The sequence below is a fragment of the Ramlibacter sp. genome (assembly GCF_036383835.1).
Classification (GTDB): domain Bacteria; phylum Pseudomonadota; class Gammaproteobacteria; order Burkholderiales; family Burkholderiaceae_C; genus Ramlibacter.
On the sequence record NZ_DASVNN010000043.1, the window covers coordinates 59703 to 76474 of the forward strand.

At 68.6% G+C, this 16772-nt stretch carries 19 protein-coding genes and 3 tRNA genes; 16 read left to right on the forward strand and 6 right to left on the reverse strand.

What is annotated here, in order from left to right; all coding sequences use genetic code 11:
- Positions 1-8: 8 nt before the first annotated feature.
- The 3 genes from VF522_RS07415 to apaG are packed head-to-tail and all read right to left on the reverse strand — an operon-like array spanning position 9 to position 2879.
- The gene (locus VF522_RS07415; RefSeq protein ID WP_330907615.1) at positions 9-1169 is read right to left on the reverse strand and encodes a YbdK family carboxylate-amine ligase; all 1161 of its coding nucleotides are present in this window, start codon (positions 1167-1169) and stop codon (positions 9-11) included.
- Between the two features lie 16 nt (positions 1170-1185).
- Complete coding sequence (locus tag VF522_RS07420) at positions 1186-2442, reverse strand: cation:proton antiporter (protein WP_330907596.1); 1257 nt, start codon at positions 2440-2442, stop codon at positions 1186-1188.
- 56 nt (positions 2443-2498) lie between these two features.
- Positions 2499-2879 carry a Co2+/Mg2+ efflux protein ApaG gene (gene apaG, locus VF522_RS07425; RefSeq protein WP_330907597.1) on the reverse strand — a complete coding sequence of 127 codons (381 nt, stop codon included), beginning with the start codon at positions 2877-2879 and terminating at the stop codon, positions 2499-2501.
- Between the two features lie 54 nt (positions 2880-2933).
- Here apaG and rpe point away from each other — a divergent pair, with 54 nt between their 5' ends.
- The gene (rpe, locus tag VF522_RS07430; RefSeq protein WP_330907598.1) at positions 2934-3620 is read left to right on the forward strand and encodes a ribulose-phosphate 3-epimerase; all 687 of its coding nucleotides are present in this window, start codon (positions 2934-2936) and stop codon (positions 3618-3620) included.
- A 19-nt stretch (positions 3621-3639) separates the two neighbouring features.
- Here the strand turns inward: rpe and VF522_RS07435 are convergent, their stop codons facing one another.
- A complete protein-coding gene (locus tag VF522_RS07435; protein WP_330907599.1) occupies positions 3640-3918 on the reverse strand; it encodes a hypothetical protein in 279 nt (92 codons plus the stop codon).
- Positions 3919-4154: 236 nt separating this feature from the next.
- Here VF522_RS07435 and VF522_RS07440 point away from each other — a divergent pair, with 236 nt between their 5' ends.
- The 4 genes from VF522_RS07440 (at position 4155) to gph (ending at position 7641) form a co-directional block, all read left to right on the forward strand.
- Positions 4155-4280 (forward strand): hypothetical protein, encoded by a 126-nt coding sequence (locus VF522_RS07440; protein WP_330907600.1) that lies wholly within the window; start codon positions 4155-4157, stop codon positions 4278-4280.
- A gap of 82 nt (positions 4281-4362) precedes the next feature.
- Entirely contained in the window at positions 4363-6519 is a 2157-nt protein-coding gene (locus tag VF522_RS07445; protein WP_330907601.1) for a catalase, read from the forward strand.
- Positions 6520-6662: 143 nt separating this feature from the next.
- Entirely contained in the window at positions 6663-6890 is a 228-nt protein-coding gene (locus VF522_RS07450) for a hypothetical protein (RefSeq protein ID WP_330907602.1), read from the forward strand.
- Positions 6891-6966: 76 nt separating this feature from the next.
- Positions 6967-7641 (forward strand): phosphoglycolate phosphatase, encoded by a 675-nt coding sequence (gene gph / locus VF522_RS07455; RefSeq protein WP_330907603.1) that lies wholly within the window; start codon positions 6967-6969, stop codon positions 7639-7641.
- A gap of 3 nt (positions 7642-7644) precedes the next feature.
- On the opposite strand, the gene VF522_RS07460 is transcribed toward gph, so the two are convergent.
- Positions 7645-8235: a chalcone isomerase family protein gene (locus tag VF522_RS07460; RefSeq protein ID WP_330907604.1), complete on the reverse strand. Its 591-nt coding sequence runs from the start codon at positions 8233-8235 to the stop codon at positions 7645-7647.
- Positions 8236-8566: 331 nt separating this feature from the next.
- Here VF522_RS07460 and trpE point away from each other — a divergent pair, with 331 nt between their 5' ends.
- From trpE to VF522_RS07495, 7 genes are read left to right on the forward strand one after another with little or no spacing between them, the layout of a single operon-like run.
- The gene (trpE, locus tag VF522_RS07465) at positions 8567-10087 is read left to right on the forward strand and encodes an anthranilate synthase component I (protein ID WP_330907605.1); all 1521 of its coding nucleotides are present in this window, start codon (positions 8567-8569) and stop codon (positions 10085-10087) included.
- Positions 10084-10656 carry an aminodeoxychorismate/anthranilate synthase component II gene (locus VF522_RS07470; protein WP_330907606.1) on the forward strand — a complete coding sequence of 191 codons (573 nt, stop codon included), beginning with the start codon at positions 10084-10086 and terminating at the stop codon, positions 10654-10656. The genes trpE and VF522_RS07470 overlap by 4 nt, the downstream gene beginning before the upstream one ends.
- Complete coding sequence (gene ltaE, locus VF522_RS07475; protein ID WP_330907607.1) at positions 10653-11696, forward strand: low-specificity L-threonine aldolase; 1044 nt, start codon at positions 10653-10655, stop codon at positions 11694-11696. Before VF522_RS07470 ends, ltaE begins: the two co-directional genes overlap by 4 nt.
- Before the next feature lie 10 nt (positions 11697-11706).
- Positions 11707-12366 (forward strand): LysE family translocator, encoded by a 660-nt coding sequence (locus VF522_RS07480; RefSeq protein WP_330907608.1) that lies wholly within the window; start codon positions 11707-11709, stop codon positions 12364-12366.
- Between the two features lie 21 nt (positions 12367-12387).
- Entirely contained in the window at positions 12388-13419 is a 1032-nt protein-coding gene (gene trpD / locus VF522_RS07485; RefSeq protein ID WP_330907609.1) for an anthranilate phosphoribosyltransferase, read from the forward strand.
- Position 13420: 1 nt separating this feature from the next.
- Positions 13421-14212: an indole-3-glycerol phosphate synthase TrpC gene (trpC, locus tag VF522_RS07490; protein WP_330907610.1), complete on the forward strand. Its 792-nt coding sequence runs from the start codon at positions 13421-13423 to the stop codon at positions 14210-14212.
- Between the two features lies 1 nt (position 14213).
- The gene (locus tag VF522_RS07495) at positions 14214-14948 is read left to right on the forward strand and encodes a uracil-DNA glycosylase (RefSeq protein WP_330907611.1); all 735 of its coding nucleotides are present in this window, start codon (positions 14214-14216) and stop codon (positions 14946-14948) included.
- Between the two features lie 4 nt (positions 14949-14952).
- Here VF522_RS07495 and VF522_RS07500 read toward each other — a convergent pair whose 3' ends face one another.
- Positions 14953-16083: a patatin-like phospholipase family protein gene (locus tag VF522_RS07500; RefSeq protein ID WP_330907612.1), complete on the reverse strand. Its 1131-nt coding sequence runs from the start codon at positions 16081-16083 to the stop codon at positions 14953-14955.
- A gap of 157 nt (positions 16084-16240) precedes the next feature.
- Here VF522_RS07500 and VF522_RS07505 point away from each other — a divergent pair.
- The 4 genes from VF522_RS07505 to VF522_RS07520 all read left to right on the forward strand — a co-directional run.
- Positions 16241-16326: transfer RNA gene (locus VF522_RS07505), tRNA-Tyr, on the forward strand.
- 82 nt (positions 16327-16408) lie between these two features.
- Positions 16409-16482: transfer RNA gene (locus VF522_RS07510), tRNA-Gly, on the forward strand.
- 32 nt (positions 16483-16514) lie between these two features.
- Positions 16515-16589 (forward strand) — tRNA-Thr (locus VF522_RS07515).
- Between the two features lie 43 nt (positions 16590-16632).
- Positions 16633-16772: GTP-binding protein (locus VF522_RS07520; protein ID WP_330907415.1), on the forward strand; the 140-nt coding region annotated here is incomplete at its 3' end.

The window sequence follows — 16772 nt, forward strand, 5'->3', positions numbered from 1 at the left end:
GGCGGAGCTTAACGCGCGCCGCGGCCGCGGAAGCGCTCGGCGGCCTGCCGCACCACTTCGGCCAGCAGGCGCTCCCGCGCGTGGGTCTCGCGCAGCCAGCGCGCGTCGTTGGCGCCGCGATCGGCGCTCGCGCGCAGCTGCTCGATGGCCGCGCCGGCCCCGAGCTGGCGCGCATGCGGCTCCACCTTGTCCATGGTGCGCAGGATGTGTTCGCGCAGCGGCAGGTGTTCGCCGCTTTCCGGCTCCACGTACACCGCCTCCAGCCCGAAGCGGCAGGCCTGGAAGCGGTTGTAGGTGTAGACCATGTAGTCGTCTTCCTGGGGCGTGAACGGCTGCTCGGTGAGGAACCAGCTGCCCAGGGCCTGCACGAAGCCGGCCAGCGCCGCGGCGCGCTCGATGGTCAGCGGCGTGTCGAACACGCGGATCTCGATCGTGCCGTACTCCGGCTTCGGCCGGATGTCCCAGTAGAAGTCCTTCATGCTCTTGACCACGCCGGTGCGCGTGGTCTTGGCGAAGAACTTCCCGAACTCGTCCCAGCTGAGCGTGTAGGGCGCACGGCCCGACATCGGAAAGGCGAACACCGAGTTCAGCCGCGCCGAATCGAACTGCGTGTCCTGCCCCTGCACGTAGGGCGAGCTGGCCGACAGCGCGATGAAGTGCGGGATGTAGCGCGACATCCGGTGCAGCATCAGCAGCGCCGAGTCGGCATCCGGGCAGCCGATGTGCACGTGCTGGCCGAAGATGGTGAACTGCTTGGAGAGGTAGCCGTACAGCTCCGACAGCTGGCGGAAGCGCGGGCGGTCGTAGATGCGCTGCTCGTGCCACTGCTGGAAGGGGTGGGTGCCGCCGCCGACGCAGGCGATGTTCAGCTTGTCGGCGCAGCGCACCAGCGCGTCGCGCATCTGCGTGAGCTGGCCCAGGACCTCCGCGCTGGAGTGGCAGACGCCGGTGGACACCTCGATCATGCTGGAGGTCATCTCCGGCACCACCGCGCCGGGCAGCGGCATCTTCGCCATCAGCCGCAGCATCTCGTCGGAGTAGGGCGCGAGGTCGTAGTCGTGGGTGTTGACCAGCTGCAGCTCGAGCTCGACGCCGAGCGACAGCGCCTGCGAGTGCTGGAACGGTTCCAGCACGGGCGCCGCCGCCGGGGCGGCCGCGGGCGCTTCCATCACCGGTTCGACGCGCCTATCCACGCAGCTCTCCCGCGGGCACGCCGGTGCCGTGCGGCTCCCAGGGCTTGACGCTCTCGCCCGCCCTGTAGATCGCGAAGGTGGCGATGATCGCGCCCAGGATTTCCATCAGCAGGATGGCGGGCAGCGCGATGCTCGCGATGCGCGGGCCGATGGTGATCGAGGAGGCGATGAACTGCGACACGAGCAGCAGCGCGATGGCGGACATGGAGCTCATCGCGCAGCCGGTCCAGACGGCCTGCTTCCAGCTCAGGCCGCTGCCCCAGTTGGCGGCCGACACGCCCAGCACCTTGGCGACGAGGCGCGCCACGACGACGGCGACGACCAGGCTCACCAGGGCGGGGTTCCAGTCGGCCTTCGCCGCCACCACCGAGACCAGCACGAACATCATCATGGTGAGCAGCGAGGCGGCGGTGCCGAGCTGGCGGGTCCAGGCCCAGGGCCGCGGATGCAGCTGCTTGAGCATCAGTCCGCCGATCAGCGCCGCCAGCGGCGCCGAACCGCCGAAGGCCGCGGCCAGCGCGGTGCAGGCCGCGATCAGCGAAATCAACAGGATGGAGGTGTTCTCGCTGGTGGGGCTCATGAAGCGCAGCGCCGAGCGGGTGGCGAGCGCCAGCAGCGCGCCAACGATGAAGGAGATGCCCAGCACCACGGCCACCGGGTAGAGCGTCGCGAACAACGTGGTCTCCTCGCGGTGCAGCGTGCCGGCGCGGGCGGCCACCAGCGTGAGCGCGTAGAAGGTGTTCAGCGTGGACAGCACCATCGCCCGCTCGGTGACCGGGCCGGCCGCGCCCGTGTCCATGATCACGCGGCTGAGGACGGCGGGCGAGGCGGCCATCGAGATCAGCGCGACGCCTTCGGCGACGCTGGCGCGCACGTCCAGCCAGCGCAGCACGTAGTACACGACGATCGCGGTGAGCACCGATTCCAGCAGGCTTTGCAGCAGCACCATCGGGTTGTGCCGGAACCAGCGCAGCGCGATGCGGCCACCCGACTCGAACAGCACGGCGGCCACGCCGAGTTCCAGCAGGAACAGCGCCACGCCCTGCAGGGGCCAGGCGGCACCCGAGAAGCCGGCCAGGCCGGCGATCGTGCCCACCAGCGAGTAGCCCACGACCTTGGGCAGGCCGGTGTGCCGCTGCAGCAGGTGGCCCGCGGCAGCCGCGACCGCGAGCAGCAGCGACCACTGCACCGTGGGCAGGCCGGCCGAGGGCTTGACCCACTCGGCCCAGATGACCATCACTTCATCCATCGAATCTCCGGAAAGGGGATCACCGAAAAGCCGCTTGCGGCGACCTTCCAGGGTTCTTAGTGCAGCACGCGGCTGCTGCCGTCCTCGAGCATGAACAGCGCGATGTCGACCTCGAAGCGCTCGCCGTCCTCGGCCACGCAGAAGTAGCTGCCGCGCATGGTGCCGCTGGCGGTGCGCAGGCGGCAGCCGCTGGTGTACTCGAAGGACTCGCCGGGCCGCAGCAGCGGCTGCTGTCCCACCACGCCGAGGCCCTTGACCTCCTCGACCTCGCCGAGCTCGTTGGTGATGATCCAGTGGCGCGAGATCAGCTGCGCCGGCACCTCGCCGGTGTTGCTGATGGTGATGGTGTAGGCGAAGCTCCAGAGGCCCTGCGCGGGCGAGGACTGCTCCGGCAGGTAGCGGGGCTCCACCTGGACCTGGAAGGCATAACGGGGCATGGGGCCAATGCTAACCGCACCGGAAGGCCGGGCTGCGTCGGCGACAATCCGGGCATGAGCACGCGCACCTTCCGCATCGCACCGTCCATCCTGTCCGCCGACTTCGCCCGCCTCGGCGAAGAGGTCCGCAACGTGATCGCGGCGGGCGCCGACTGGATCCATTTCGACGTGATGGACAACCACTACGTGCCCAACCTCACCTTCGGCCCGATGATCTGCTCGGCCCTCAAGCCGCACGCGAAGAAGGCCGATGGCAGCGCGGTGCCGATCGACGTCCACCTGATGGTGCAGCCGGTCGATGCGCTGGCGCAGGCGTTCGCCGAGGCCGGGGCCGACTACATCAGCTTCCACCCGGACGCGTCCACGCACGTGCACCGCAGCGTGCAGGCGATCAAGGCGGCCGGCTGCAAGGCGGGGCTCACCTTCAATCCGGCGGCGCCGCTCGACGGGCTGGACTGGGTGATCGACGACATCGACCTCGTGCTGGTCATGAGCGTGAACCCCGGCTTCGGCGGCCAGGGCTTCATCGATTCGGCGCTGCGCAAGATCGAGCAGGCCCGCAAGCGCATCGACGCGAGCGGCCGCGACATCCGGCTGGAAGTCGACGGCGGCATCAAGGCCGAGAACATCGCGCGCGTGGCGGCCGCCGGCGCCGACACCTTCGTGGCCGGCAGCGCGATCTTCGGCAAGCCGGATTACAAGGGCGTCATCGACGGCATGCGCGCGCAGCTGCGCGGCTGACGGCGCGGCGCCGGACGCGTCAACCGCGCCCGGGCTTCTCCGCGTCGTTGCGCACGCGGTGGTAGGTCGCGTCGAGTTCCTGCGACTTGCTGGTGTCCTGCAGGCCTTCGGCCACGTCGTCGTGCGCGATCTGCCCGATGCGGCGAGCGCCGGCGTTCTCCGCCGCCTGGCTGTCGTCCGATTCGTCGCGCTCGTGCGGCATGCGCGCCTTGGGCGCCTGGTTCTCGCCTTGCGCGGTGATGGTCTTGCCCGGGCCGGGCTGGACTTCCACGTCCCGTTCTTCCTTGCGGTCGCTCATGCGTGTTCTCCTTGTCCGCATGGTGCGGCGCGGAGCGCGGCGCGGCGGTAGGACGCGGCCGCGCCGAACGGCGTGCCGGCGATCCGGAAGACGGCGGGATTCTCATGCCACTGTGGGAAGCGTCCTACGGGCGCAGGCGGCGGCGACTCACAAACTCGCCCGCTGCAGGGCTACGGGGTGCCCGGCTGAGGCTTGCTCCAATGCGGCAACGATAAGCATGCAAGGGAGTCAAGCGGATGGAGCTCGCACCTGTTGTTGTCCCCGCGTGGTTGACGTGGACCGCCGCCGCTACGGTCGGCGTGGTGGCCATAGCCGCGCTCGTCCGCATGCTCGAAGCCGTGTTCGACCTCGACCCGAGCTGACCGCCGGGCGCGCGTCAGCCAGCCGCGAACGCGCCCCTTTTCCCTTTCCCTTTTTCTCGACCCGGCCACCCAGGAGTCATACATGGCCTCTTCCCGCACGGAGGGCTCACGCAAAGCGAAAGCGGCCGACGCGGTCACGAACCGGCAGAAACAGCTCGAAGCCTTCACGCAGGGACCGGAGAACGTCCTCACCACCAACCAGGGCGTGGTGCTGCCCGACAACCACAACTCGCTCAAGGCGGGCCTGCGCGGCCCGAGCCTGCTGCAGGACTTCATCCTGCGCGAGAAGCTGACCCATTTCGACCACGAGCGCATCCCCGAGCGCGTGGTGTTCGCGCGCGGGGCCGCGGCGCACGGCTACTTCGAGCTGACCCGGCCGCTGGTGGAATACACCAGGGCCGATTTCCTGCAGGAAGTGGGCGGCCGCACGCCGGTGTTCGTGCGCTTCTCCAACATGACCGGCGCGCGCGGATCGGCCGACACGGTGCGCGACGTGCGCGGCTTCGCGGTGAAGTTCTACACCCGCGAGGGCAACTACGATCTCGTGGGCAGCAGCATGCCGGTGGCCTTCGTGCAGGACGCGATGAAGTTCCCCGACCTCGTGCATGCGATGCAGCCCGAGCCGCACCACGACATGCCGCAGGCCTCCAGCGCGCACGACACCTTCTGGGATTTCATGTCGCTGATGCCCGAGAGCTCGCATGCGCTGATGTGGCTGATGTCGGACCGCGCGCTGCCCCGCAGCTACCGGATGATGGACGGCTTCGGCGTGCATGCCTTCCGCTTCGTGAACGCGCGCGGCCAGTCGCACTTCGTCAAGTTCCACTGGAAGCCCAAGCTGGGCAAGCACGCGCTGCTGTGGGACGAGGCGCAGAAGATCGCCGGGCGCGACCCCGACTTCCATCGCCGCGACCTGTGGGAGGCGATCGAACGGGGCGACCATCCGGAGTGGGAGCTGGGCGTGCAGCTGGTCGACGAGGACCGCGCGGAGAAGCTCGGCTTCGACCTCCTGGACGCGACCAAGCTGCTGCCGGAAGAAGCGGTGCCGATCTCCTGGGTCGGCAGGCTGGTCCTGAACCGCAATCCCGACAACTTCTTCGCCGAGGTGGAGCAGGTGGCCTTCCACCCGGGCAACCTCGTGCCCGGCATCGACTTCACCAACGACCCGCTGCTGCAGGGACGGCTGTTCTCGTACACCGACACCCAGCTCGCGCGGCTCGGCGGCCCCAACCACCACGAGCTGCCGATCAACCGCGGCGTGTGCCCGGTGCACAACTTCCAGCGCGGCGGCGTGGGCCGCATGACGATCCCCAAGGGCCGCGTTTCCTACGAGCCCAACACCCTGGGCAGCGGATCGGAGTTCCGCGTCGACGGCGGCGAGCAGGGCTTCCAGACCGTCTCCGAGGACATGGAGTCGCCGAAGGTGCGGCGGCGCAGCCCCGGCTTCGACGACCACTTCAGCCAGGGCACGCTGTTCTGGAACAGCCAGAGCGCAGCGGAGAAGGAGCACATCATCTCCGCCTTCCAGTTCGAGCTGTCGCGGGTGGAGACGCCGGCGATCCGCCAGCGCCTGGTGGACAACCTCGCGCACGTGGATGCGCGGCTCGCGCGCAAGGTGGCGGAGCCCCTGGGCATCGGCCCGCCCGATGCCAAGGCGGCCGCCGGCCAGGCCGGCTTCCGCGAGCCGAAGGGCAAGCCGCCGCTGGAAGCCGCGCCGTCCCTCAGCATGGAAGGCAACGGCAACAGCATCCAGACCCGCAGGGTGGCGATCGTGATGGCGCCGGGCGTGGAACTGGGGGCCTACAAGGTGGTGCAGCAGGCCCTGCTCGACGCCGGCGCCTGCACCAAGGTCGTCGCGGCGCACCTGGGCTTCGTCGCGTCGTCCTCCGGCCAGCAGGTCCCGATCGACCACACCTTCCAGAACATGCCCTCGGTGATGTTCGATGCGGTGCTGGTGCCGGCGGGGGCGGCCTCGGCCCAGGCGCTGCTCAAGGACGGCGACGCCAGGCATTTCGTGCTGGAGGCCTATCGCCACTGCAAGCCGCTGTGCATCATCGGCGAGTCGGTCGAGATCCTGCGCTCGGTCGGCGTCGCGCTGGAGGATGCGCCCATGCCGGCCGGCGTGGTGATCGGCACCAACGAACCCACCGCCCGCCTGCAGATGGCGCAGGACTTCATCGCGGCGATCGCGAAGCACCGTCACTGGGCCCGCGCGCTGGTGGAGCAGGTGCCTGCCTGAGCCGTCGGCTTTCGCTCGGCCGTACGTGGGACAAATCCTACGCGGGCTGGCCCGCTTCGCTGACTCCTGCGGCGGGGGACGCGGGCTTGAATGACGGCGTGGCCGGGCTCCCCGGCCACGGTTTCGACAGGAGTTTCCCCCCCATGGCATCCCCTTCCCAAGGCACCGTTCGCACCGGCAGTACCGGACGCGGATTCGCGTCGATGGATCCGGAGCGCCAGCGCGAAGTCCCCACCGGCAGCCCGATCCGCACCGCCGAGGACTGGTCTCCGATGCGGTCGATCCGTCCGGCGTCATCCGGGTGGATGCGTGCGCATGCGGACCGCGACGCGGGCGGCTTCGAAGGCAGCAGCAGCCGCCGCAGCCGCTGAAGCGCTTTTGGCGTTTCCACCGAGCCAGGGCACCCGCCCTGGCTTTTGTTTCGGGCGAGCCGCTATCCTCGGCCGGATGCCCGCGTCCTTCCCGCAGCCGCCGCAGGCGGCCATCATCGATCTCGACGGAACCCTGGTCGACACGCTCGGCGATTTCACCGCCGCCCTCAACGCCATGCTGCGCGCGCTGCACCTCGGCGAGCTGCCGGCCGGCGTGGTGTCCGGCTTCATCGGCAAGGGTTCGGAACACCTGATCCGGCAGGCGCTGGCCCATGTGGGCGCGCCGCGCGACCTGTATCACCGCGCCTGGGACCTGTACCAGGGTGCCTACCGCGGACTGAACGGCCGCTGGGCGCAGGTCTATCCCGGCGTCCCGGAGGGGATCGCGCAACTGCGGTCGGCCGGCGTGCGCCTGGCCTGCGTGACCAACAAGCCGGGCGAGTTCGCGCGCGAGCTGCTGGCCGCCAAGGGCCTGGCTCGCGACTTCGAGCTGGTGTTCGGCGGCGACGCGTTCGAGCGCAAGAAGCCCGATCCGCTGCCGCTGCTCAAGACCTGCGAGGCGCTGGGCACCCCGCCCGCGGCCACCTGGATGATCGGGGATTCGGGCAACGACGCGGCCGCGGCCCGCGCCGCGGGCTGTCCGGTGCTGCTGGTGACCTACGGCTACAACCATGGCGAGCCGGTGCGCGAGGTGGACGCCGATGCCTTCCTCGACTCGCTGGGGGAGCTCGGCCCGCTGCTGGCGCGGTGACGCTCAGGACGGCTTGCCGAGCAGGCTGTCCTTCAGCTTCCAGTCGGCGGGGACGGCGCCGATCCAGATGCGCAGCAGGGCATTGAAGAATTCGGGTTCGCGGAACGGTTCGCCCTGGGGCTGGCCGCGCAGCACCAGCACCGTGCCGGTGCCGGGGATCCAGTCGATCGCGAAGGTCTCGCCCGTCTGCAGCTTCTTGTGGTCGCTGAAGACCTGGCTCATGCGCATGATGCCGGGGATCAGCTTCACCACGGCGGCGCGGTCCATGTTGTCCTCCATTCCGCGCGTGAACATCTTGCCCATCTCGGTGGCATCGATGTCGCGCAACATGGTGACCGTGATGCGCTTGGCGCCGGACTGCGCGATCACCTCCTCGGCGGTGCCGCTCTTCTTCGGCAGGTAGAGACCCGCCGTGTACACCTTGAACGGGCCCTTGTAGCGCGTGCCCGCGCCATTGAGCTGCAGGCGCGACCCGCCCAGCTGGAGGGCGTCGTCGTACTTGACGCCGCTGATCGTCGTCTGCGCCCCGGACAGGCAGGGCAGGGCGCAACAGGCGCACAGAAGTGCGGCGCGCAGGAGGCGGATCGCTCTCATCGTGGGTTCTCCGGAAAGTAAAACGAACGCCCGTTCGTTTTTCGGATTGTCCCGAGCGGTCGGCGGCAAAACAACGCGGGTATTCTCGGTACGACGACGTACCTAGTGCCATTGACGAGGGCGCGCAAATCGGTTTGCTACACTGCGCCCATGTTCATCCACCGCACGATGATCACGGGTCGCAGCGACCGGGGAGCCTGGCCCTGGCGCAAGCCTGTTCAAGTGCGTCATTGACCCGCACGGGGCAGCCCGTGCCCCCGCGCCTCCCACGGAGGCACTGTCCGGATCCATGCGGCGCGAGCGGCGCCGCCGAGCTTGTGGAGGCTCACCCTTGATCACCGAACTCGAATTCAAGAGCCTTGCGCTGCAGGGCTTCAACCGCATCCCCCTCATCGCCGAGGCATTCGCGGACCTCGAAACCCCGCTTTCCCTCTACCTGAAACTCGCGCACGCCAAGGGCGGCGGCAAGCTCAGTTTCCTGCTGGAGTCCGTCGTCGGCGGCGAGCGCTTCGGGCGCTACAGCTTCATCGGCCTGCCGGCGCGCACGCTCCTGCGCACGACCGGCTTCGGCGAAGAGGCGAAGACCGAAATCGTCACCGACGGCAAGGTGGTGGAGACGGCGCGGGGCAATCCGCTGGATTTCATCGAGGCCTACCAGAAGCGCTTCAAGGTGGCCTTGCGCCCCGGGCTCCCGCGGTTCTGCGGCGGCCTGGCCGGCTACTTCGGCTACGACGCGGTGCGCTACATCGAGAAGAAGCTGGAGAAGAGCTGCCCGCCCGACACGCTGCACTGCCCGGACATCCTGCTGCTGCAATGCGAGGAGCTGGCGGTCATCGACAACCTGTCGGGCAAGCTGTACCTGATCGTCTATGTCGATCCTTCGAAGCAGGAAGCGTATGCGGGCGGCAAGCGTCGCCTGCGGGAGCTGAAGGACCAGCTGAAGTACTCGGTGAGCGCGCCGATGGTGCGGCAGACCGAGACCTTCCCGGCCGAACGCGAGTTCGCCAAGGCGGACTACATCAAGGCGGTGGAGCGGGCGAAGGAGCTGATCGCCGCGGGCGACTTCATGCAGGTGCAGGTGGGCCAGCGCATCAAGAAGCGCTATACCGAATCGCCGCTGTCGCTGTACCGCGCGCTGCGTTCGTTGAATCCCAGCCCCTACATGTACTACTACAACTTCAGCGGCGCCGATGCGAACGGCAGCGACTTCCACGTGGTGGGCGCGTCGCCGGAGATCCTGGTGCGGCAGGAGCTGACCGAGGAAGGCCAGAAGATCACGATCCGTCCGCTGGCGGGCACGCGGCCGCGCGGCGCCACGCCGGAGGTGGACAAGGCGGTGGAGCAGGAGCTGCTCGCGGACCACAAGGAACGCGCCGAACACGTGATGTTGATCGACCTGGCCCGCAACGACATCGGCCGCATCGCGAAGACCGGGTCGGTCAAGGTCTCCGAAGCCTTCGTGGTCGAGCGCTACAGCCACGTGATGCACATCGTGAGCAACGTGGAAGGCACGCTCAAGGACGGCACGACCAACATGGACGTGCTGCGCGCCACCTTCCCGGCCGGCACGCTCAGCGGCGCGCCCAAGGTGCATGCCATGGAGCTGATCGACCGGCTCGAGCCGAACAAGCGCGGGCTCTACGGCGGCGCCTGCGGCTACCTCAGCTACGCGGGCGACATGGACGTGGCGATCGCCATCCGCACCGGCATCATCAAGGACCAGACGCTCTACGTGCAGGCCGCGGCCGGCGTGGTGGCCGATTCGGTGCCGGAGATGGAATGGAAGGAAACGGAAGCCAAGGCGCGGGCGCTGCTGCGGGCTTCCGAGCTGGTCGAGGAGGGTTTGGAATGAAACTCCTGATGGTCGACAACTACGACAGCTTCACCTTCAACCTGGTGCAGTATTTCGGCGAGCTGGGGGCGGACGTCGAGGTGTTTCGCAACGACGAGATCACGCTCGAGGGCATCGCCGCGCGCAAGCCGGATCGCCTGGTGATCTCGCCGGGTCCCTGCTCGCCGGCCGAAGCCGGCATTTCGGTGGAGGCGATCCGCCATTTCGCCGGCAAGCTGCCGATCCTGGGCGTCTGCCTCGGCCACCAGTCGATCGGCGCCGCCCTGGGCGGGAAGATCGTGCGGGCGCAACAGCTGATGCACGGCAAGGTGAGCGAGATCACCACCACGCGCGAGGGCGTGTTCTCCGGGCTGCCCGAGAAGTTCACCGTGAACCGCTACCACTCGCTGGCGATCGAGCGCGAGACCTGCCCGAAGGACCTGAAGGTGACGGCCTGGACCGCCGACGGCGAGATCATGGGCGTGCGCCACAAGGAGCTGCCGATCGAAGGCGTGCAGTTCCATCCGGAGTCCATCCTCACCGAGCATGGGCACGCGATGCTGAAGAACTTCCTGGAGCAGCGGGCGTGAAACCGGTGGATCTGCGAAGCGATACCGTGACGCAGCCCACCGCGGGCATGCGCGCTGCGATGTCCGCCGCGCCGCTGGGTGACGACGTCTTCGGCGACGATCCCAGCGTCAACGCCTTGCAGGAAAAGATCGCCGGCCTGCTCGGATTCGAGGCCGCGCTGTTCGTGCCGACCGGAACCCAGAGCAACCTGTGCGGGGTGCTGTCGCACTGCCAGCGCGGCGACGAGTACATCGTCGGCCAGATGCAGCACTGCTACCGCTGGGAAGGCGGCGGCGCGGCGGTGTTCGGCAGCGTGCAGCCGCAGCCGCTGGAGCACCAGCCGGACGGAAGCCTCGCGCTGGCGGACATCGAGGCGGCGATCAAGCCCGACGATCCGCATTTCGCGCGGACGCGCCTGCTCGCGCTGGAGAACACGCTGGGGGGCAAGGTGCTGCCGTTCGCGTACCTGCAGCAGGCGACGGCCCTCGCGAAGTCCAGGGGCTTGTCCACGCATCTCGACGGCGCCCGCCTGTTCAACGCCGCGGTGGCGCAGGCTGCGGCCGACGGCGGCGATCCGCGCGGCGAAGCCCGGCGCATCGCGCGCCTGTTCGACAGCGTCTCGGTCTGTTTCAGCAAGGGGCTGGGTGCGCCGGTCGGATCCGCGCTGTGCGGCAGCAAGGAGCTGATCGCCAGGGCGCGCCGCATCCGCAAGATGGCGGGCGGCGCCATGCGGCAGTCGGGCCTGCTCGCGGCAGCGGCCGGCCACGCGCTGGAGCACCAGCTCGATCGGCTGGCGGAGGACCACGCCCTGGCACGCCGCCTGGCCGACGGCCTGCAAGGCATCGAAGGCGTGCAGGTCGAGGCGCCGCAAACCAATATCCTGTTCGTCGATCTGGCCGGGCCGGCGCGGGAGCGTTCCGCGGAGCTGGTGCCGGCGCTGGCGCGGGAAGGCGTGCTGGCAACGGGCCTCTATCGCCTGCGTTTCGTGACGCACCTGGACGTGGACGCCGCCGGGATCGACCGCGCGATCGGCGCGATCCGCCGATTCTTCCGCGCCTGAGGAGCGAGCCATGCCGGATGCGCAACACCTGCTGCTTTTCATCGTCGCCGGCCTGCTGCTGAACCTCACGCCCGGGCCCGACGTCCTGTACATCGTGAGCAACGCGCTGCGCGCCGGGGCGAAGGCCGGTGTCGTCGCGGGGCTCGGCATCACCGCGGGGTGCTTCGTGCACGTGTTCGCGGCGGCGGTCGGCGTGAGTGCGCTGCTGGCGGCGTCGGCGACGGCGTTCACGGTGTTGAAGTGGGTCGGGGCCGCGTATCTGCTTTGGGTCGGCGTTCGCCTGCTGCTGGCGCGGGCTGCGCCCGTTCGCTGGGAATCGCCTGCGGGCTCACCGCCAGCCTACGAAGAGAAGCCCGCCACTCCGTGGGCTGTCTTTCGCGGCGGTTTCCTGACGAATGTCCTGAACCCGAAGGTGGCGATCTTCTTCCTCGCCTTCGTGCCGCAGTTCATCGCGCCCGATGCGCCGCACAAGGCGCTTGCCTTCGTGCTGCTCGGGACGCTCTTCAACATCAACAGCGTCGCGGTCAATTCCGGCTGGGCGGTGGCCGCCGCATGGATGGCCCGCAGCAACGCGGTCCAGCATGGGATGCAATGGCTGGACCGCGTCGCGGGCGCCATGTTCGTAGGCTTCGGCGTGAAGCTCGCGCTGACCGAGAATCCCACCCGATAAACGCATCCCGAGGAGCCAGTCATGTCCATCACCCCCCAGGAAGCGCTGCAGCGCACGATCGAACACCGCGAGATCTTCCACGACGAGATGCTGACGATCATGCGCATGATCATGAGCGGCGAGCTGTCGCCCGTCATGACGGCCGCGCTCGTCACCGGCCTGCGGGTGAAGAAGGAAACCATCGGCGAGATCACCGCGGCCGCGCAGGTGATGCGCGAGTTCTCGACCAAGGTCCACGTCGCCGACAAGGCGCACCTCGTGGACATCGTGGGCACCGGCGGCGACGGCTCTCATACCTTCAATATCTCCACTTGCTCGATGTTCGTGGCCGCCGCAGCGGGCGCCAAGGTGAGCAAGCACGGGGGGCGCAGCGTCTCCAGCAAGAGCGGCAGCGCCGACGTGCTGGAGGCACTGGGGCTGAACATCAACCTGTCGCCGGAAGCGATCGCGAAGTGCGTGGCCGAGACCGGCATCGGCTTCATGTTCGCGCCCAACCACCACCCCGCCATGAAGAACGTGGCGCCGGTGCGCAAGGAGTTGGGCGTGCGCACCATCTTCAACATCCTGGGCCCGCTCACCAATCCGGCCAGCGCGCCGAACATCCTGATGGGCGTGTTCCACCAGGACCTGGTCGGCATCCAGGTCCGCGCGCTGCAGCGCCTCGGCGCGGAGCACGCGCTGGTGGTGTACGGCCGTGACGGCATGGACGAGATCAGCCTGGGCGCGGCCACGATGGTGGGCGAGTTGAAGAACGGCGAGATCCGCGAGTACGAGATCCACCCGGAAGACTTCGGCATGCCGATGGCGAGCAACCGCGCATTCAAGGTGGAGACGCCGCAGGAATCGCTCGCCGTCATGCGCCAGGTGCTGGACAACCTGCCCGGCGCGGCACGCGACATCGTGGTGCTGAACGCGGGTGCCGCGCTTTATGCGGCCAACGTGGCGAGCGACATCGCCGACGGCATCCAGCGCGCGCGCACGGCGCTGGAGTCGGGCGCGGCCAAGGCCAAGCTCGAGCAACTCGTGCGCGTGTCGAAGGCGCTGGGCAGCTGAAATGTCGGACATCCTGAACAAGATCGTCGCCGTCAAGCACGAGGAAGTGGCGGCGGCGAAGAAGAAGAAATCCCTCGAGGCGATGCGCGAGGACGCGTTCAGCCGCGTGCTGACGCGCGATTTCGAAGGCGCGCTGCGCTCGAAGATCGCCGCAGGCCAGGCGGCCGTGATCGCCGAAGTGAAGAAGGCGAGTCCCAGCAAGGGCGTGCTGCGCGAGGACTTCATCCCCGCGGACATCGCCCAGAGCTATGCGGAGAACGGCGCGGCCTGCCTGTCGGTGCTGACCGACCGCCAGTTCTTCCAGGGCAACCCGGACTACCTGAAGCAGGCGCGCGCGTCCTGCGACCTGCCGGTGTTGCGCAAGGACTTCATGGTCGATCCCTACCAGGTGTACGAGTCGCGCGCCATGGGCGCCGACTGCATCCTGCTGATCGCCGCCTGCCTGTCGGATGCGCAGATGGCGGAGCTCGAAGCGATCGCCGGCGGCCTCGACATGGCGGTGCTGGTGGAAGTGCACGATGCGCAGGAGCTGCAGCGCGCACTGAAGCTGAAGACGAAGCTGGTGGGCATCAACAACCGCAACCTGCGCACCTTCGAAGTGAGCCTGGACACCACGCTGGGCATGCAGAAGGACGTGCCAGCGGATCGCCTGCTGGTCACCGAGTCCGGCATCCTCCAGCGCGAAGACGTGCTGAAGATGCGCGCCGCCGGCGTGCACGCCTTCCTGGTCGGCGAGGCGTTCATGCGCGCCGGGGACCCGGGCGAAGCGCTGGCGGAGCTGTTCGCCGCCTGAGATGGTCCAGCAGGGCGCGCTCGATCTCGACGACGGGATCACGGGACCGCTGCGGCGGCCGCTGGCCGAAGCCTGGCGCGACCTGCCGCCGGCCTGGCGCGACCTGTGCGGGGGCCTCGACGCGCATGCGCAGGCGGTGGCCCGCAAGGTGGACGAGGACGCGAAGGCCGCGCCCGTCGGTCCGGCGCGACCCTTTCGCGCCTTCGAGCTGGTCGACCCGCAGGACGTGCGGCTGCTGATCGTCGGCCAAGACCCGTATCCGCGCCCCGGCGATGCCACCGGCCTGGCCTTCGCTTCGCTGCAAGGCGTGCCGCCGTCGATGCGCAACGTCTACAAGGCCTTCGAGGCGCACCTGCCGGGATTCGCGCGTCCGCGGGTAGCGGACCTCGAGCCGTGGGCGCGCCAGGGCGTGCTGCTGCTGAACACCGCGCTGACGGTGCGACTCGGCGAGATTGGCAGCCACATGAAGATCGGCTGGCAGGACTGGACGAAGGGCGTGGTCCGGGCGCTGTACCGGAGTCGCGGACAGTCGGGCCGACCCTATCCGGTCGCGTGGTTGTGGGGGCGCCCGGCGCAGGAGTTCTTCGACGGCGCCGTGGAAGGGATTCCGGTGCCGGCGGAGTGCGTGCTGCGCGCACGCCATCCTTCCAACGATTTCAAGCAGGAGTTCGCGGCGCAGGCCACCGCGCATCTCGCGCAGCTCGCTCGACTGCTGGATCCGCCGATCCGCTGGTGAGTCTTCAGCCGCGGCCCTGGCGCAGCAGCCGCGCGAGCCAGGGCCGGAAGCCGCGTCCCACCGAGCGCATGCCCGGGCGCGCCGGCAGGGGCAGTTCCATCCGCGTGTCGTCCAGGTAGTCGTGGCGGATGTCGATCGTGGAACGGTGCCCGATGGCTTCGAAATGCGCGGCCAGCCACTCCTTGCCGGCGTCCCGGCCCGCGTCGAAAAGCTTGTTGATCATCACGCCGTCGGCCGAGACGCGGCTGGACGTCGGGAAGCGATCGAGGGCCGGTCCGCCTTCGATCCGGTGCACGCGCACGCTGCGGCAGCGCGAGTGCGAGATCGCGCCTTCCTCGAGCAGCCGGTTGACGAAGTCGATCGCGCGCATCTGCGTGAGCAGGCTGGCGTTGAAGGTGAGCTCGTTGATGCGGTCGAGGATCTCGGCCGAAGTCCTGGGCGTGTGCTCGCGGCTCAAGGGATTGATCTGCACCAGCGCGATATCGGAGGCGCTGCACTCCTTGATGAGCGGCGACAGCGCCGGATTCACCGAGTAGCCGCCGTCCCAGTAAGCCTGACCGTCGATCTCCACCGCCTGGAACAGCATGGGCAGGCAGGCGGAAGCGAGCACCGCACGCGCGTCGAGCTGCCTGCCGGTGAAGACGACGGCCTTGCCCGTGTCGACGTGCGTGGCCGACACGAACACCTTCAGCGCGCGCTGCGCGGCGATCGCAGGGAAGTCGATCTCCTCCTCCAGCATCGTTCGCAGCGGGTTGATGTCCAGCGGATTGCTCTGGTAGGGCGACAGCAGCCCGCGCCACGCGTTGCCGATGAAGTTGCCGGGCGAGAGTTCGGGCGGCAGGCCGCCCCACAGCATGCGCGTGAACTGCTGCTGCAAGGCGCCCAGGCTGCCGAGCGCGCTGATGCGGTACCAGATGCCCGCGAGCTTCTCGCGCGCGCCCTCGCGCGGGTCGCGGCCCGCGGCTTCGGCGCGCGCCCACCCGCCGGCGAAGGCGGCCGCATTGACCGCGCCGGCGCTGGTGCCGCTGAGTCCTTCGAAGCCGATCCGGCCATCCTCCAGCAGGGCGTCGAGGACGCCCCAGGTGAACGCCCCGTGGGAGCCGCCGCCCTGCAGGGCGAGATTGAGCATGCGCATGGGCCTCAAGGTAGCAACATCCGTGCGGTCCGGCGATGACAACGCGGACAGCTGTCAGGCGGCTTTCAGGCGGCCGGCAGAGCCTGCGCCCGAGGCGAAACGTAGGCGGGCAACCCGGAAGAGCGTGCGAACCGTGCTATAGTCCGAGGTTCCTCGCGGAGGGGTGCCCGAGTGGCTAAAGGGGGCAGACTGTAAATCTGTTGGCTTACGCCTACGCTGGTTCGAATCCAGCCTCCTCCACCAGCGAGATGTGTCGCATTGATGAGTTTTTGGTGAGCTGGTAGCCGTGACAGGCGCCTGGGTCGGCCGTTGAATCACACCCGACGCGGGAGTAGTTCAATGGTAGAACCTTAGCCTTCCAAGCTAATGACGCGGGTTCGATTCCCGTCTCCCGCTCCATGAAGCGCATCATCGACACCGGCAAGTATTTCGCCCTTGTGGCTCAGTGGTAGAGCACTCCCTTGGTAAGGGAGAGGTCGCGGGTCCGATTCCCGCCAAGGGCACCAAGTCTTTGGGTAGTGATCGTTACTTTTTTCGGAGTCGAAAAAAATGGCAAAAGGTAAGTTCGAGCGGACCAAGCCGCACGTCAACGTGGGCACCATCGGCCACGTGGACCATGGCAAGACGACCCTGACGGCGGCGATCACCACCGTGCTGTCGACCAAGTTCGGCGGTGAGGCCAAGGCGTA

Coding starts and splice junctions, on each gene's coding strand:
- VF522_RS07440 (WP_330907600.1), top strand. CDS start 4,155: ATGGAGCTCGCACCTGTTGTTGTCCCCGCGTGGTTGACGTGGACCGCC.
- gph (WP_330907603.1), top strand. CDS start 6,967: ATGCCCGCGTCCTTCCCGCAGCCGCCGCAGGCGGCCATCATCGATCTC.
- VF522_RS07500 (WP_330907612.1), bottom strand. CDS start 16,083: ATGCGCATGCTCAATCTCGCCCTGCAGGGCGGCGGCTCCCACGGGGCG.
- trpC (WP_330907610.1), top strand. CDS start 13,421: ATGTCGGACATCCTGAACAAGATCGTCGCCGTCAAGCACGAGGAAGTG.
- rpe (WP_330907598.1), top strand. CDS start 2,934: ATGAGCACGCGCACCTTCCGCATCGCACCGTCCATCCTGTCCGCCGAC.
- VF522_RS07420 (WP_330907596.1), bottom strand. CDS start 2,442: ATGGATGAAGTGATGGTCATCTGGGCCGAGTGGGTCAAGCCCTCGGCC.
- VF522_RS07435 (WP_330907599.1), bottom strand. CDS start 3,918: ATGAGCGACCGCAAGGAAGAACGGGACGTGGAAGTCCAGCCCGGCCCG.
- VF522_RS07445 (WP_330907601.1), top strand. CDS start 4,363: ATGGCCTCTTCCCGCACGGAGGGCTCACGCAAAGCGAAAGCGGCCGAC.
- trpD (WP_330907609.1), top strand. CDS start 12,388: ATGTCCATCACCCCCCAGGAAGCGCTGCAGCGCACGATCGAACACCGC.
- VF522_RS07495 (WP_330907611.1), top strand. CDS start 14,214: ATGGTCCAGCAGGGCGCGCTCGATCTCGACGACGGGATCACGGGACCG.
- VF522_RS07460 (WP_330907604.1), bottom strand. CDS start 8,235: ATGAGAGCGATCCGCCTCCTGCGCGCCGCACTTCTGTGCGCCTGTTGC.
- VF522_RS07470 (WP_330907606.1), top strand. CDS start 10,084: ATGAAACTCCTGATGGTCGACAACTACGACAGCTTCACCTTCAACCTG.
- VF522_RS07450 (WP_330907602.1), top strand. CDS start 6,663: ATGGCATCCCCTTCCCAAGGCACCGTTCGCACCGGCAGTACCGGACGC.
- VF522_RS07480 (WP_330907608.1), top strand. CDS start 11,707: ATGCCGGATGCGCAACACCTGCTGCTTTTCATCGTCGCCGGCCTGCTG.
- apaG (WP_330907597.1), bottom strand. CDS start 2,879: ATGCCCCGTTATGCCTTCCAGGTCCAGGTGGAGCCCCGCTACCTGCCG.
- VF522_RS07415 (WP_330907615.1), bottom strand. CDS start 1,169: ATGGAAGCGCCCGCGGCCGCCCCGGCGGCGGCGCCCGTGCTGGAACCG.